Raw genomic sequence first — 15184 nt, forward strand, 5'->3', positions numbered from 1 at the left:
CTTCCGTTAAGTAAACAAACGTCGGGAGGTTGTCATGAAGGTCCTGATCTCGGGTGCGAGCGTGGCCGGTCCGGTACTCGCGCACTGGCTGCACCGGTACGGGTTCGAGCCGACGATCGTCGAACGCACGCCCGCGCTCCGGCACGGGCTCGGCGGGCACGCGGTGGACCTGTTCAGCTCGGCCGCCGAGGTCACCCGCCGGATGGGCTGCTGGGACGCGATCGACGCGGCCCGCACCCGCCTGGACTCGCTGACGATCGAACGGTTCGGCAAGCGGCCGGTCCAGGTCGATCTCGGCCGGATGTACGCGGGCCTGTCCAGCAGCCACGTCGAGATCCTCCGCGGCGAACTCACCCGCATCCTGTACGGCACCACTCGCGACAGCACCGAGTACTTGTTCGGAGACTCGATCGCGACGATGTCCGACGACGGCACCGGCGTCGACGTCACGTTCGACTCGGGTACGGAGCGCCGGTTCGACCTGGTCGTCGGCGCCGACGGATTGCACTCGAACGTACGCCGCCTCGCCTTCGGCCCGGAGGGACCGTTGCACCGCCCACTCGGCGGGTACCTGGCTGTCTTCTCGATGCCGGACCTCTTCGGCCTGGGCAACCGAACACTCGCCCACCTGTCGGTCGGCAAGCTGGTCGGCATCTACGGCGTACGCCAGACCGGACTGACCCGTGCGGGCTTCCTGTTCCGCGCGCCGGAGCTGCAGTACGACTACCGCGACAAGAACGAGCAGAAAGCCCTGCTGGCAAAGGAGTTCGGTGACTACGGCTGGAAGGTGCCGCAGCTACTGCAGCACCTGGACGCAGCCGAGGACTTCTACTTCGACTCGATCTCCCAGATCACTCTGGACAGCTGGTACCGCGGCCGGATCGGACTGGTCGGTGACGCCGGCTACTGCCCCGGCCCGGCAGTTGGTGGCGGTACGAGCCTTGCTGTCGTGTCCGCGTACGTTCTGGCCGGCGAACTCGCCGCAGCACGCAGTGACTTGCAGTCCGGCCTGCGGAACTACGAGCGGATCATCCGGCCACTCGCAGACCTGAGCCGACGCATCAGCCCGAAGGTGATGGGCACGATCATCCCCGGCGGATCATTGGCACTCCGGCTGATGCCACACGCGGCAGCAGTACTTCCGAAGCTGCCAACCGCAGTCCAACGACTAATCTGGTCCCAGAACGCAGTAGGTAAGGCAATCAGCTCAGTACCGCTCCCTGACTACAGCGACCTGACCAGACTGCCGGTCTAGTGCACCTCCTGCAGTCCCAGTGCAGTCAGCCGGTCACGTAGCCACGCCAGCTCCTTGGTGATCCGTTTCGCCAAGGACTGCTGGCTTTTGGGCGCTCGCGGCCACACGTACACCTCGGACTCCAAGTGGTGCGTGAGCGGATGACCGCCACCGACCAGTCTGGTCAGGCAGTCGTTGAGTACGCCGGTTGTCGTACTCAACGGTGCCGGCGGCGCCGCATGTGCGGCCAGGTGCGCGTGCATCCGCCAAGCAGCGTGTCCGGACAACTCCCACGACTGCTCGATGTCATCCACACCAGGACCACCCCACTCGCGTACTTGGCGCAGGTACTTTCCCGTGCCGAGCTGACCGAGCATGTAGCGAGCTGACGCGTCGCCCGGGTCCACCAGCGTCGGTGCGACTGACAACTGCCCTTTCACCACATCCACTCCAGCCCGCCAGAGCAGCTCGAACGCCTCGTCCGGCTCCTCGAACTGCACGGCCAGATGGCAGGCATCCAGCCCCAGACCGATCCGCGAAGCGCCGCTGTCCGAACTGGAGTAGCGGTCGAGCCATGCGGCTGCCTGGCCGACCATTTCGAGTACACAGCCCGGTTCGGTTTCCACCGCGAGCCGGATCGTTCGCCCAGTACGGCTCTCGGTCCGTGCAAGGTGCTGCTCGACCCGGTCGAACGCCTCTCGTGCCGCGCGGCTCCGCGTCCTCGACCAGGGCATCCGCCAGGCCAGTGGCACGGTGGAGATCGACCCGTACGGCACATCTGTTGGCAGGAGGTCAGCCAGTACGTCGATCAGGTCGAGCGTGTAGCGCAGGCGCTCCGGGTCGGTCCAGTCCGGGCAGTACAGCTTCGTACCGACGACCTTCTCGGTGTAAAGCTCATGTGGCGTGCCGTTCAGCGTCACCACTTCCAACCGGTTGCGGTGCAGCGACCGGCGCAGCTTGCTGAGTGACGACGGCGAGTTGGCCAGCCGATCAGCCAGTCGGCTCGGGAACCACAGTCCGACGCCGAGCACCGGTACGCGAAGTGCTTTGCGGACTGCTCCGGCGCAGTTGTCGAGCCCGTCGATCAGCCCGTCGAGTTCGGCCGCCGGATGCGCGGTCGTGCAGTAGCCGAGATGGACGATCGAACCGTCCCGATGACGAAACCTCATCAGTGCTCCTCACCCCGTGTGGACACCGAAAGTAATCGCAAGCGGACTTTCCGTGACCTAATAGCACTGTAGAAGCAGGTACGTTGCTTCGCTACTCGACAGCGGCCACCAGGTTGCGGGAGCGGTCCGCGACCGCCATCGCGGCCAGCGCGGTGGTGAGCGGGACGGCGGCGATGATGCCGAGGCTGCCGACCAGACCGCGGACCACTTCCACCGCGACCAGTTCGGTGGACAGCACGGTCTGGGCCGGCAGATCCTGGATCGCGAAGACCAGCAGGATCGGCAACGACGCACCGGCGTACGCGAGGACGAGCGTGTTCACCACCGAGGCGACGTGGGTCCGGCCGATGCGCAACCCCGCGCCGAGCAGTTCACGGCGTTTTGCCGCCGGATTCGCCGCGGAGAGCTCCCAGACCGCCGCTGCCTGGGTGACCGTGACGTCGTCGAGCACCCCGAGCGCACCGATCACCATGCCGGCCACCAGCAGCCCGGTCAGGTCGATGTGCGGCGCGAACTGTTTGGCCGCGGACGCGCCCTCGGAGGCCAGCCCGCTGAGCTGGCAGAACTTGGTGAAGAACCAGCCGAGCACCACCGTCAGCCCGAGCGCGGCGATCGTGCCGGACAGCGCGATCGAACTCTCCGCGTTGATGCCATGGGTCAGGAACAGCGCTATCGCCATGATCACCGACCCACCGACGACCGCGACCACGAGCGGATTCGACCCCTTCAGGATCGCCGGCAGGATGAACTGGGTCAGCATCACCGCGGTCACCGCCAGCGCGACCAGCGCCGCGAACCCACGCCACCGCGACAGCGCCACCACCGCGACCGCGAAGATCGCCACCAGGACCAGCAGCGGCTTGCTCCGGTCGTGGTCGACGTACTGGTACCGGTCCGCGATCGTCCGCGCGTCGCTCTGGACGCCGAGCATCAGCGTCTGCCCGACCTTGACCGGTATCGGTGACTGCCCGGCCTTCGGCACCTGGATCGGCGCGGTCTTGCCCTGGTCCGGGCCGGAGGTCAGCTTGACCGTCGCCTCGTCGCACTGATCCTTCGCGTCCGCGCAGGCCTTCAGCGCGGTCACCTCACCGCGCGCGGTCTCGGTCTGGTACGAGCTGACCTTCACGCCGCTGCCCGGCCACATCACGATCATCATCACCACGGCCGCGGTCAGCAACGGGATCAGCACCGCCGCGACCACGATCCGCACCCGGCGGGCCACCACGGCGTCCGAATCCACCACCGAGGTGTCGACGACGTGGTCGCCGTGCCCATGACCGTGCCCGTGGCCCGAGGGAATGTCGAGCTTGCGGAAACGGTTGCCCCGGGGGGCGGCACGCCGCCTCCCGACGTTGCGGCTGGCCATCGGTGAACTCCCTGTTTTGACAATCAGTTCCAATTAAATGAAAATGATTGTCATGAGATCTGGTCTTCGAGCTGTCCTCGCCGGTGCCGCCGCCCTGGCCACCGTCACCCTGGCCGGATGCGGTGGCTCCTCCGCCAGTGGTTCCGGCGACGGCAAGCTCGACGTGGTGGCATCGTTCTACCCGCTCGAGTTCATCGCCCGCACAGTGGGGGGCGACGCGGTGAACGTGACCACCCTGACCGCCCCAGGCGTCGAGCCGCACGACCTGGAGCTGACGCCGAAGCAGGTCGGCTCGATCGCCGAAGCCAAGCTGGTCGTGTACGAGAAGGACCTGCAGCCGGCCGTCGACGAGGCGGTCGCGCAGAACGCGCCGGATGCCGGGTTCGACGTCGCCCCGGCCGCTCAGCTGAAGGCCACCGGCGCGGACTTCGAGGAGCACGCCGACGGCGCCGAGACGGCACACGGCAAGAACGCGCTCGACCCGCACTTCTGGCTCGACCCGGTGCGGTACGCGGCCGTCGTCAAGGCGTTCGAGGACAAGCTGGTCAGCGTCGACAGCGCGAACGCCGCCGGGTACCACGAGCGCGCGAAGGCACTGCTCGACCAGATCGGCAAGCTGGACACCGCGTACAAGACCGGGCTGGCGAACTGCAAGCTCAAGACGTTCGTGACCAGTCACGAGGCGTTCGCGTACCTCGCCGAGCGGTACGGTCTGACGATGGTCGGGATCGCCGGATTCACCCCGGACGCGGAACCGACGCCGACCCGGATCAAGGAGGTCCAGGACATCGTGAAGGCCCAGCACGTGACCACCATCTTCTACGAGGAGCTGGTCAGTCCGAAGGTGGCCGAGACGATCGCGAACGACGTCGGCGTCAAGACCGCCGTACTGAGCCCGATCGAGGGTCTCTCGGACGCGAACTCCAAGGAAACGTACCTGACCCTGATGCAGGAGAACCTGCGCGAACTCCAGAAGGCCAACGGCTGCTCATGAGCACTACCGAACCGGGCCAGCCGGCCGCTCAGGTCACCGATCTTTCGGTCGACCTGGGCGGCCGCCTGGTGTTACGCGGCATCGACCTGCAGGTCCGGCAAGGCGAGGTACTGGCCGTGCTCGGCACCAACGGGTCCGGCAAGTCCACGCTGATCAAGACCATCGTCGGACTGCTGCCGGCGGCCCGCGGTGAGGTGCGGCTGTTCGGCACGCCGGTCCCCCGCTTCCGTCAGTGGCGCCGCGTCGGGTACGTACCGCAGCGGATCACCGCGGCCGGTGGCGTGCCCGCGACCGTGTACGAGGTGGTGTCGTCCGGCCTGTTGTCGAAGCGGAGGTTCTTCGCTCCGCTCGGTGCCGACGGCAAGCAGGCGATCGAGCACGCGCTCCAGGTGGTGGACATGGCCGACCGGCGCAAGGACGCGGTCGCCGAGCTGTCCGGCGGCCAGCAGCAGCGTGTACTGATCGCGCGGGCGCTGGTGTCCGACCCGGACCTACTGGTCCTGGACGAGCCGACGGCCGGTGTCGACCTGGCCAGTCAGCAGATCTTCGCGGATGCGATCCGCGAGCGGGTCGAGCGCGGTACGACGGTAGTGATGGTCAGCCACGACCTGGGTCCGATGGACGCGCTGATCGACCGCTCCGTGGTGATGCGCCGTGGCCGCATCGTCTACGACGGCCCCCCGCACGCCTCGCAGACCCACGCCCACGTACACCATTCCCACACCACCGATGACAATCCCGGATGGCTGCCGTCATGACCATGTTCCAGTTGGAGTTCATGCAGCGGGCTCTGATTGCCGGGCTGCTTACCGGTCTGTCGGCGCCGGCCATCGGTACGTACCTCGTGCAGCGGCGGCTCTCGTTGATGGGCGATGGGATCGGGCACATCGCCATCACCGGTGTCGCGCTTGGTCTGCTCACTGGGCAGGCACCAGTGCTGACCGCCGTACTGGTGTCGATCGCTGGTGCGACAGCCATAGAGCTGGTCCGGTCCCGTGGCAAGGCAACTGGTGACGTAGCGCTCGCACTGCTCTTCTACGGCGGCATAGCAGGCGGCGTCCTGCTCATTGGGCTGGCCGGACAAGGCGCTGCGACCCTGAACACCTATCTGTTCGGTTCACTCACTACGGTGTCCCAGAGCGACCTGTACGTCGTAGTCGGGCTGGCTGTTGCCGTACTGGTGGTAGCGATCGGTCTAGGCCCACAACTGTTCGCGGTGTGCCAGGACGAGGAGTTCGCGCGTACGACCGGGCTCCGTGTGCAACTGCTCAACCTGGTGATCGCTGTGATGGCCGCGGTGACTGTAACCGTGGCAATGCGGACAGTGGGCTTGCTGCTGGTCAGTGCACTCATGGTGGTTCCGGTGGCGACGGCACAGCAGGTGACTCGGTCGTTCCGGAGTACGTTCGTGACCGCCTGTGTGATTGGCGTGGCGGCGTGCTTGGCCGGCATCGTCACCTCGTACAACGCCAATGTCGCACCGGGCGCAACCATCGTCGTACTGGCACTGGCCGGCTTTGTCGTAGCCGCCACGGTGGGGACGCTGCTGCGCCGCCGGGCCGGACGGAAGCGCCCGCTCGCGGACGAGGAGCCAGAAGTCGGCGTACCGGCTCCGGCGCCACATGTGGTCAGTGCCGGGCACCCGCACGCGCATAACCCGGCCTGCGGTCACCAGAAGGTCGAACACGGCGACCACGTCGATTACGTACATGACGGTCACCTGCACGCCGCGCACGGTGACCACTGGGACGAGCACTGAGTTGCTCCTGGGTTGCTGAGTTCTGAGAGACTGGGAGGCGGTATGGAGACGACAGGAGGAACGGTGGCTATCGGAACACGCTCGACCCGTCAGCGCGCGGCGGTCGCGCACGCGCTCGACCAGATCGACGACTTCCGGACCGCTCAGGAGATCCACCTGGAGCTCCGGTCCGCCGGTGAGGCCGTCGGCCTGACCACCGTCTACCGCACCCTGCAGGCGCTCGCGGACTCCCGTGAGGTCGACGTACTGCGCACCGCCGACGGCGAGACCGCGTACCGGCGCTGCTCCAAGGGCCACCACCATCACCTGGTCTGCCGCAACTGCGGGCGGACCGTGGAGGTCGAAGGGCCGGCGGTGGAGCGCTGGGCCGACAAGGTGGCCGCCGAGCACGGGTACACCGACATCAGCCACACGCTGGAGATCTTCGGCACCTGCCAGGAGTGCCAGAACGCCTGACCGGTCGCACAACCTGACCTGATGACGCATGCGCGGGTTGGTCTGTGGCGCAGGTCACCTTTGCCTTTGAGCGCGCTCAAAGGCGTACGGTCGAAGACATGAACGCGACCGAGCTGCTCGCGGACCGCCGGCAGGCAATCCTGGACCACCGCTCCGAGCTGCCCCCGGTCGAACCAGACCTTCTGCACCTGCTCGAACTCCCCGGCGATCTACCCGAGCACCTTTCGATCGCCGAGGCCGCCGAGCTCACCGGCCTCACCGCGCACACCCTGCGGTACTACGAGCGGATCGGCCTGGTCACCGTCGGCCGGGACGCGGCCGGCTACCGCAGCTACGATCCGCAGGCGATGGCCCGGATCGTGTTCGTCACCAGGCTGCGCGCCTCCGGAATGTCCATCGGCGCGATCAGTCACTACCTGGAGCTCGTACACCAGGGCCCTGACACCGAGCCCGAGCGGCTCGCTCTGATGCAGGAGCACCGCGCGAGCATCCAGCGGCAGCTGCGCGAACTGCAGCTCGCCCTGGCGGTGACCGACTACAAGATCACCGTCTACGGCGGCACCGCCGCCCCATAACACCTTCCCACTGCTCTTCCGACCGTCGATGCGACGCTCGGCCGGCGGAGCCATGCCACGAACTGGAGATTCCGATGAAACTGGGTAGTCAAGGCGCCGAGGTCAGCCGGCTGGGACTCGGCTGCATGGGGATGAGCTACGCGTACGGCGAGCCCGACGACGCCGAGTCCGTCGCCACGCTGCACCGCGCGCTCGACCTCGGCATCACGTTCCTCGACACCGCCGACATCTACGGCACCGGCGCGAACGAAGAGCTGGTCGGCCGGGCGATCGCCAACCGCCGGGACGAGGTGTTCCTGGCCACCAAGTTCGGCATTGCCGGCAACCCGCTGTCCGGCTCCCGCGCCGTGAACGGCTCGCCCGAGTACGTCCGGTCCGCGATCGACGCGTCGCTGCGACGGCTCGGCGTCGATCACGTCGACCTCTACTACCAGCACCGGATCGACCCGGACGTGCCCATCGAGGACACGGTCGGGGCGATGGCCGAGCTGGTCGAAGCCGGGAAGGTCCGGTACCTCGGGTTGTCCGAGGCGTCCGCGGACACGATCCGGCGGGCGTACGCGGTGCACCCGATCACCGCCGTACAGTCCGAGTGGTCGCTGTTCAGCCGGGACATCGAGGAGTCGGTGGCGCCCGCCTGCCGGGAGCTCGGCATCGGGATCGTGCCGTACTCCCCACTCGGCCGGGGCATGCTGACCGGCGCGCTGCCGAAGGACCTCGCGGCCGACGACTACCGCCGTACGCTCCCCCGCTTCGACGCGGAGAACCTGGACTCGAACCTCGCGCTGGTCGACGAGATCCGCGCGATCGCCGGCCGGTACGACGCGACCCCCGGCCAGGTCGCGATTGCCTGGGTGCTTGCCCAGGGCAATGACGTGGCGCCGATCCCGGGCACCAAGCGGCGGCGGTACCTGGAGGAGAACGCCGGCGCGCTACGCCTGGAGTTGTCCGCCGCCGACCTGGCGGCGCTGGCCAAGCTGACATCGGTCGGCACCCGCTACCCGGACATGAGCTGGGTCGCCGGACAGTCCGCGCCGCAGGGTTGATAAACTGTTCACAGTAAGCCTCTCGTATCGGATTCTTCCGACGGGAGGCTTTGCTGCGTTCTGAACCCGTTTGAGGAGACCAATGTCTGATCTAGTGGTGCGTCGCGTCGAGGCTTCCGACCGGACCGTGATGGAGCGGTTGTGGCTGATGTTCCGGCATGACCTGTCCGAGTTCCAGGGGCAACTGCCGCAGCCCGATGGCGGCTACCGCGGTGAGTGGCTGGAGAAGGTCCTGACCGGCGACCCGGAGTGGGCCGGGTACCTGGTGTCGCTCGGCGAGAACCCGGTCGGCTTCTGCTTCATGCGTGCGCTGCAACAGCCAGTACACGTACTGAACGCGTTCTTCATGGTCCGCCCCGTACGCCGCGGTGGTCTGGGCCTCCGGGCAGTGCAGGAGGTGCTGTCCCACCACCCCGGGCCGTGCGACGTCGCGTTCCAGGGGAACAACGAGAAGGCGGTCCGGTTCTGGCAGCGGGTCGCGACCGAAGTGTCCGGCGACGTGTGGACGCAGGAAGCCCGCCCGCCTGCCGGCAAGCCCGACGCGACACCTGACCTCTGGATCTCATTCAAGGTGTAGCGGCAGGCCGAAGTACCCGAACAGGTCCTGGTCGAAGAACGTGATGTTGTGGCTGATCCCCGTCCCGCCGACGGTGAAGACCTGCAGGCTGTGCGCGTGAAACCGCCCGTCGTCGCCGCGTACGTACGCGCCGGCGGCGGGCTGTCCGTTCGCCACGGTCGGCAACATCCGCCAAGCCGTGCCACGCAGCGAGTACACGCGTTCCATGAACTCGCCGTACGCGTCCCGGCCGACGAACCACAGCGGCGCCGGCGGCATCTCCAGCACGACCCGCTCGGTCAGCAAGCGCGTCAGGCCCTGTACATCCGCCGCCTCGAAGGCCCGGACGTAGTCGTCGACGACCGTACGGATCTCCTGGTCGACCGGCTCGGCCACGTCCTCTTCTTGCAGGTCGATCTCGGCGAGCCGGGCACGAGCCCGCTGCAAAGCACTGTTCACCGAGGCAGTGGTGGTTTCCAGCGCCTCGGCGACATCCGCGGCCGGCCAATCCAGGACATCACGCAGTACGAGTACCGCGCGCTGCCTCGCCGGTAGGTACTGCATCGCGGCGACCAGTGCGAGCCGCAAACTCCCCCGCGTACTCAGCGCATCCGCCGGATCGGTCGGGAACGGCTGCAACCACGGCACCTCGGTCATCGGCTCGATCGGCGCCTGCGCATCGGTCGCGGCACCGACCAGCCCGGACGGAAGCGCGCGGCGGCCGCGTCCTTTCAACGCGGTCAGGCAGACGTTCGTCGCGATCCGGTAGAGCCACGTACGCAGCGAGGCGCGGGTCTCGTCGTACCGGTCGATCGCCCGCCAGGCCCGCAGCAGGGTCTCCTGCACCAGGTCCTCGGCGTCGTGCACCGAACCGAGCATCCGGTAACAGTGCGTCAGCAACTCCCGCCGGTACGGCGCCACCCGCGCCTCGAACTCATCACGCTCCATGGCCGTACGTACTCCGCCCGGATCGGAAACTCATCGGCCTCAGAAAACGACGACCGACCGGAGTACGTCGCCGTGATGCATCTTCGCGAAGGCCGCCTCGACGTCCTCCAACGCGATGGTCTCCGAGACGAACCGGTCCAGCGGCAGCCGGCCCTGGAGATGCAGGTCGACCAGCATCGGGAAATCACGGCTCGGCAGACAGTCCCCGTACCAGCTGGACTTCAGCGAACCACCGCGGCCGAAGAAGTCGAGCAGCGGCATGTCCAGGCGCATCTCCGGCGTCGGTACGCCGACCAGTACGACGGTGCCGGCCAGGTCACGCGCGTAGAAGGCCTGCTTCCAGGTCTCCGGACGGCCGACCGCGTCGATCACCACATCCGCGCCGAACCCACCGGTCAGCTCCTGCACCGCCGCGACCACACCGTCGTGGTCAAGGCCCTTCGTGTTGAGCGTGTGCGTCGCGCCGAGCTCGGTCGCGGTCGCGAGTTTGCGCTCGTCGAGATCGATCGCAATCACCTTCGCCGCACCCGCGAGCCGGGCGCCGACAACCGCGGCCGTACCCACCCCGCCCGAACCGATCACCGCGACGCTGTCACCGCGACCGACGTTGCCGGTGTTGATCGCCGCGCCCAAGCCGGCCATCACGCCACACCCGAGCAGTCCGGCCACCTCGGCCTTCGCCGCCGGGTCCACCTTCGTACACTGACCGGCCGCGACCAGCGTCTTCTCCGCGAACGCGCCGATCCCGAGCGCCGGGCTCAGCTCAGTCCCGTCCGCGAGCGTCATCTTCTGCTCCGCGTTGTGCGTGTTGAAGCAGTACCAGGGCCGGCCGCGCAGGCAGGCGCGGCAGTTGCCGCACACCGCGCGCCAGTTCAGTACGACGAAGTCCCCCGGCCGCACGTCCGTGACACCGGCACCGACCGACTCCACCACCCCGGCCGCCTCATGGCCGAGCAGGAACGGGAAGTCATCGTTGATGCCGCCCTCCCGGTAGTGCAGGTCCGTGTGGCAGACCCCACACGCCTGCACCTTCACGACCGCCTCCCCGGGACCGGGGTCCGGGATCGTGATCTCCTCGATCGTCACCGGCGCACCCTTGCCCGCCGCCACCACACCACGCACCGTCTGAGCCATCCCCCGAACCTAACCGCCGCCATCCCGCTCCCGCTACCCACGTACCGAAGAACAGGACGTAGTCAGCTACGTATACCGCCCGCCACGCCTGACACCCTGCCGCCGGATGCCCGATCGAGCTACCACTACCTGTCCTTAGGTACGTGTCCACCGGTTGGGGGACACGGGGTCAACCGGCTGGGGCTCCCGCCGAGGGGCGGCGGGGCGGGAAAGTTGGGGTATGGAGAACGACAACGCGGTACGGGTGCGGGGCCTGGTCAAGCGATACCCGGACAAGGTCGCGGTCGACGGGGTCGACCTCGACATCCACCGGGGCGAGGTGTTCGCCCTGCTCGGCCCGAACGGCGCCGGAAAGACGACGGCCACGGAGATCCTGGAGGGGTATCGCCGGGCCGACGAAGGTGAGATCAGCGTGCTCGGGACCGACCCGGCGCACGGCGACCGGCACTGGCGGGCGCGGCTCGGGATCGTCGCCCAGACCAGCCGGGACGAGGCCGAGCTGAGCGTCGCGGAGCTGGTCTACCACTTCGCCGGGTACTACCCGGCACCGCGCGACCCCGAACAGGTGATCGCCGCGGTCGGGCTGGAGGAGAAGCGCAAGACGCGGACGCGGAAGCTGTCCGGCGGTCAGCGTCGCCGGCTCGACGTCGCGCTCGGCGTGATCGGCAACCCCGAGCTGCTGTTCCTGGACGAGCCGACCACCGGGTTCGACCCGGAGGCCCGGCGGCAGTTCTGGACGCTGATCGAGGAGCTCCGCACCGAGGGCACCACGATCCTGCTCACCACCCACTACCTGGACGAGGCCGAGCATCTGGCCGACCGGGTCGGCGTGATCGCCAACGGCAAGATGGTCGAGGTCGCCACCCCGGACACCCTCGGTGGTCGCGGCGCCCGCACCGCGCGGGTCTCCTGGCTCGCCGCCGACGGCCCGCGCGAGATCCGTACCGACCGGCCGAGTGCCGAGGTCGCCCGGCTGCTGGCCGAGTACGGCGGCGAGATCCCCGAGCTGCAGGTCCGCCGGCCCAGCCTCGAAGACATCTACCTGGAACTCATCGGTTCGGTGGACGCCACCGCTCCGGCCCTGGAAGGAGCGCTCAAGTGAGTGCCGTACTGCCGTCGCCGCTCAAGGTCGGACTGTCCCGGACCGGGATCGAGGTGAAGGAGTTCTTCCGCGAGCGCGAGCAGCTGATCTTCACGTTCTTCTTCCCGATCATCTTCCTGGGCATCTTCTCCGCCGTCTTCAGCGGCACCGACTTCAACGGCGGCGTCACCGCCGCCACCTACTTCACCCCCGGGATGATTGCCTCCGGCATCTTCCTGACCAGCTTCCAGTCGCTCGCGATCGCGATCGCGGTGGAGCGCGACCAGGACGTCCTCAAGCGCCTGCGCGGTACGCCGATGTCGCCGCAGTCGTACTTCATCGGCAAGATCGGCCTGGTCCTGGTCACCTCGGTACTGCAGTTCGCGCTACTGCTCGCGATCGCCGGACTACTGCTCGGCGTCGACATCCCGACCGAGCCGTCGAAGTGGCTCCGGTTCGTCTGGATCTTCGTCCTCGGAACCGCATCCGGTTCGGTGCTGGGCATCGCGTTCTCCGTCGTACCCAAGTCCGGCCGGGGTGCGCCCGCTGTTGTCACCCCGGTGGTCCTGCTGCTGCAGTTCATCTCCGGCGTGTACTTCGTGTACAGCAGCCTGCCCGCCTGGATGCGTACGGTGTCCGAGTTCTTCCCGTTGAAGTGGCTTGCCCAGGGGATGCGGTCGGTCTTCCTTCCGGATGGGTACGAGGTGAACGAGCCGGGTGGTTCGTGGCAGCTCGGAACCGGCGCGATCGTACTGTCGATCTGGCTGATCGTCGGACTGTTCCTTGCGCAACGGCTGTTCCGCTGGACGCGCCGGGACGCCGGCTGATGAAGGAGTTGACCGGTACGGCGCCCGCTCGCGCGGAGCGCCGTACCGACCTGTCCTGGGCTTCTGCCTGGACCGGGCCTCGTGTGTGGGTTCTGGTGTGGAGGAAGATAGGGTCCGTGGACAGCACACGCAGCGGCGCCGGACAGCCGGTGTGGACCCGGGCACTCACCGGGTGGCACATCGTGTTCTGGGTGCTGCTGGTGATGACGCTGGCGTTGTCGTTCACCGGCGACCTCAGTGGTACGCGGCAGTTGATGTACGTCAGCACGGCGGTCGTGCTGGGGCTGGCGTACCAGTTCATCGGTCGTCCGGCAGTACAGTCGCGGCGGGCGGTTCCGTCGTACGCGTATCGGCTGGTGCTGATCGCGTCCCTGATGCTGCTGATCGGGCTGTACCCGCAGTCGGTGTTCCTGATGTTCATCGCGTCGGCGCAGATCTGGTTGCTGTGCGAGGACCTACGCGAAGGGATCGGGCTCAGCCTGCTCCTGGTCATCGGGGTGGGTACCGCGCAGCTGTGGAGCGCCGGGTGGGGCTGGAGCGCGTTCTGGAACATCCTGCCGTGGATGCTGGTCAGTCTGGTCGTCAGCCTGCTGTTCGGGATCTGGATCGAGAAGGTGATTACCCAGAGCCAGCAGCGGGCCGAGCTCATCGAACAGCTCGAGTCCGCGCGGGACGAGCTGGCCGAAGCACACCACAGCGCCGGTGTGATGGCCGAGCGGGAGCGGATGGCGCGGGAGATCCACGACACGCTCGCACAAGGCATGACCAGCATCGTGATGCTGTCCCAGGCAGCATCGGCCGAGTTGTCGCGCGGCGGGACAGCCGGTACGGCGGCGCGGCTCGCGGCGATCGAGGACACCGCTCGGGAGAACCTCGCGGAGGCACGGGCGCTGGTTGCCGCGTTCACCCCGGTTGCGTTGTCGGAGGCAACCTTGACCGAGGTACTCCGGCGGCAGGCGGAACGGTTCGCGGCCGAAACCGGGGTGGATGTGCGGGTCGCGTTGGACCTTCCCGATGAAGAGGTCGCGGCGTTGCCCCAAGCACAGCAGGTCGTTTTGCTGCGATCGGCTCAAGAGGCGCTGGCCAACGTACGCAAACACGCTGCTGCTACTCAGGTACTGATCACGCTGGGATTGTCGGCGGACGGGGTCTGGATCGAGATCCGGGACGACGGCACCGGGTTCACGCCCGGCGCGGTGTCGGGCGGGTTCGGGTTGAACGCGATGCGCGGCCGGGTCGAGGAATCAGGCGGCTCCGTCCAAGTCGAAAGCGCCCCCGGCCGCGGCACCCGAGTCCAGGTCCTGGTACCAGCTCTACAGGAGGACGCGTGACGGTGTTGCGGGAGGGTGCGTGATTCGGGTTCTGGTGGTGGACGATCATCCGGTGGTGCGGTCCGGGCTGAGTGGGATGCTGTCGGTGACCGAGGACATCTCGGTGGTCGGCGAGGCCGGTGACGGTTCGGAGGCGCTGGCGATCGTCGAATCAACACGTCCGGACGTCGTACTGATGGACCTGCGAATGCCCCGCATGGACGGCGTCGCCGCGACCGGGGCGATCGTCTCCAAGTACCCGGACACTCGCGTCCTGGTGCTGACGACCTATGACACCGACACCGACATCCTGCACGCGGTCGAAGCCGGAGCCGCCGGGTACCTGCTGAAGGACACCCCGCACACCGAACTACTGAACGGAATCCGCGCCGCCGCCCGCGGCGAAACAGTCCTGGCCCCACCGGTCGCGGCCCGACTGATGTCACGCCTACGCGCACCAGCACCCACTACCGCGGCAGCACCATCCCCCCGCGAACTCCAGGTCCTCGCAGCCGTCGCCCGCGGCCTGAGCAACGCGGAAATCGGCCGCGAACTCTTCATCGGCGAAGCAACCGTCAAAACCCACCTCCAACGCCTCTTCGCCAAACTGGACGTCGACGACCGAACCCACGCGGTAACCGTCGCCATAGAACGAGGCCTACTCCCGTCCCCCGGCCGCTGACCCACGGCTCACGGGACTACCCACGGCCGCGGACCAGCCGTCGCATC

At 67.7% G+C, this 15184-nt stretch carries 16 protein-coding genes; 12 read left to right on the forward strand and 4 right to left on the reverse strand.

Annotated features, from left to right (window positions below; all coding sequences use genetic code 11):
• Positions 1–34: 34 nt before the first annotated feature.
• Positions 35–1255, forward strand: coding sequence for an FAD-dependent monooxygenase (locus tag HDA44_RS13990; protein WP_184834489.1), 1221 nt, complete (start codon positions 35–37; stop codon positions 1253–1255).
• Here HDA44_RS13990 and eboE read toward each other — a convergent pair.
• Positions 1252–2403 carry a metabolite traffic protein EboE gene (eboE, locus tag HDA44_RS13995; protein WP_184834491.1) on the reverse strand — a complete coding sequence of 384 codons (1152 nt, stop codon included), beginning with the start codon at positions 2401–2403 and terminating at the stop codon, positions 1252–1254. The genes HDA44_RS13990 and eboE overlap by 4 nt on opposite strands.
• A 91-nt stretch (positions 2404–2494) precedes the next feature.
• Positions 2495–3769, reverse strand: a complete 1275-nt coding sequence (locus tag HDA44_RS14000; protein WP_184834493.1) for a YibE/F family protein — start codon at positions 3767–3769, stop codon at positions 2495–2497.
• 52 nt (positions 3770–3821) lie between these two features.
• Between HDA44_RS14000 and HDA44_RS14005 the strand changes: the two genes are divergently transcribed.
• The 7 genes from HDA44_RS14005 to HDA44_RS14035 all read left to right on the forward strand — a co-directional run bounded on the left by HDA44_RS14005 (position 3822) and on the right by HDA44_RS14035 (position 9176).
• Positions 3822–4763 (forward strand): metal ABC transporter substrate-binding protein, encoded by a 942-nt coding sequence (locus HDA44_RS14005; protein ID WP_238352443.1) that lies wholly within the window; start codon positions 3822–3824, stop codon positions 4761–4763.
• Positions 4760–5521 carry a metal ABC transporter ATP-binding protein gene (locus HDA44_RS14010; RefSeq protein WP_184834496.1) on the forward strand — a complete coding sequence of 254 codons (762 nt, stop codon included), beginning with the start codon at positions 4760–4762 and terminating at the stop codon, positions 5519–5521. The genes HDA44_RS14005 and HDA44_RS14010 overlap by 4 nt, the downstream gene beginning before the upstream one ends.
• Complete coding sequence (locus tag HDA44_RS14015) at positions 5506–6522, forward strand: metal ABC transporter permease (RefSeq protein ID WP_238352444.1); 1017 nt, start codon at positions 5506–5508, stop codon at positions 6520–6522. The genes HDA44_RS14010 and HDA44_RS14015 overlap by 16 nt, the downstream gene beginning before the upstream one ends.
• A gap of 63 nt (positions 6523–6585) precedes the next feature.
• Positions 6586–6978: a Fur family transcriptional regulator gene (locus HDA44_RS14020; protein ID WP_319038080.1), complete on the forward strand. Its 393-nt coding sequence runs from the start codon at positions 6586–6588 to the stop codon at positions 6976–6978.
• Positions 6979–7076: 98 nt separating this feature from the next.
• Positions 7077–7553: a MerR family transcriptional regulator gene (locus HDA44_RS14025; RefSeq protein ID WP_184834500.1), complete on the forward strand. Its 477-nt coding sequence runs from the start codon at positions 7077–7079 to the stop codon at positions 7551–7553.
• 74 nt (positions 7554–7627) lie between these two features.
• Positions 7628–8599 carry an aldo/keto reductase gene (locus HDA44_RS14030; RefSeq protein ID WP_184834502.1) on the forward strand — a complete coding sequence of 324 codons (972 nt, stop codon included), beginning with the start codon at positions 7628–7630 and terminating at the stop codon, positions 8597–8599.
• A gap of 82 nt (positions 8600–8681) precedes the next feature.
• A complete protein-coding gene (locus HDA44_RS14035; RefSeq protein WP_184834504.1) occupies positions 8682–9176 on the forward strand; it encodes a GNAT family N-acetyltransferase in 495 nt (164 codons plus the stop codon).
• Here the strand turns inward: HDA44_RS14035 and HDA44_RS14040 are convergent.
• Both HDA44_RS14040 and HDA44_RS14045 read right to left on the reverse strand, forming a co-directional pair.
• A complete protein-coding gene (locus HDA44_RS14040) occupies positions 9162–10103 on the reverse strand; it encodes a sigma-70 family RNA polymerase sigma factor (RefSeq protein ID WP_184834506.1) in 942 nt (313 codons plus the stop codon). The genes HDA44_RS14035 and HDA44_RS14040 overlap by 15 nt on opposite strands.
• A gap of 39 nt (positions 10104–10142) precedes the next feature.
• Complete coding sequence (locus HDA44_RS14045; protein WP_184834508.1) at positions 10143–11237, reverse strand: S-(hydroxymethyl)mycothiol dehydrogenase; 1095 nt, start codon at positions 11235–11237, stop codon at positions 10143–10145.
• A gap of 220 nt (positions 11238–11457) precedes the next feature.
• On the opposite strand from HDA44_RS14045, the gene HDA44_RS14050 reads away from it, so the two are divergent.
• From HDA44_RS14050 to HDA44_RS14065, 4 genes are all read left to right on the forward strand, one after another.
• A complete protein-coding gene (locus HDA44_RS14050; protein WP_184834510.1) occupies positions 11458–12339 on the forward strand; it encodes an ABC transporter ATP-binding protein in 882 nt (293 codons plus the stop codon).
• Positions 12336–13145, forward strand: coding sequence for an ABC transporter permease (locus tag HDA44_RS14055; protein ID WP_184834512.1), 810 nt, complete (start codon positions 12336–12338; stop codon positions 13143–13145). Before HDA44_RS14050 ends, HDA44_RS14055 begins: the two co-directional genes overlap by 4 nt.
• A gap of 116 nt (positions 13146–13261) precedes the next feature.
• Positions 13262–14476: a sensor histidine kinase gene (locus HDA44_RS38520; protein WP_337905971.1), complete on the forward strand. Its 1215-nt coding sequence runs from the start codon at positions 13262–13264 to the stop codon at positions 14474–14476.
• A 19-nt stretch (positions 14477–14495) separates the two neighbouring features.
• Positions 14496–15137: a response regulator gene (locus HDA44_RS14065; RefSeq protein WP_184834516.1), complete on the forward strand. Its 642-nt coding sequence runs from the start codon at positions 14496–14498 to the stop codon at positions 15135–15137.
• Positions 15138–15184: the final 47 nt, after the last annotated feature.

Origin of the sequence: Kribbella solani (assembly GCF_014205295.1) — a bacterium.
GTDB lineage: Bacteria > Actinomycetota > Actinomycetes > Propionibacteriales > Kribbellaceae > Kribbella > Kribbella solani.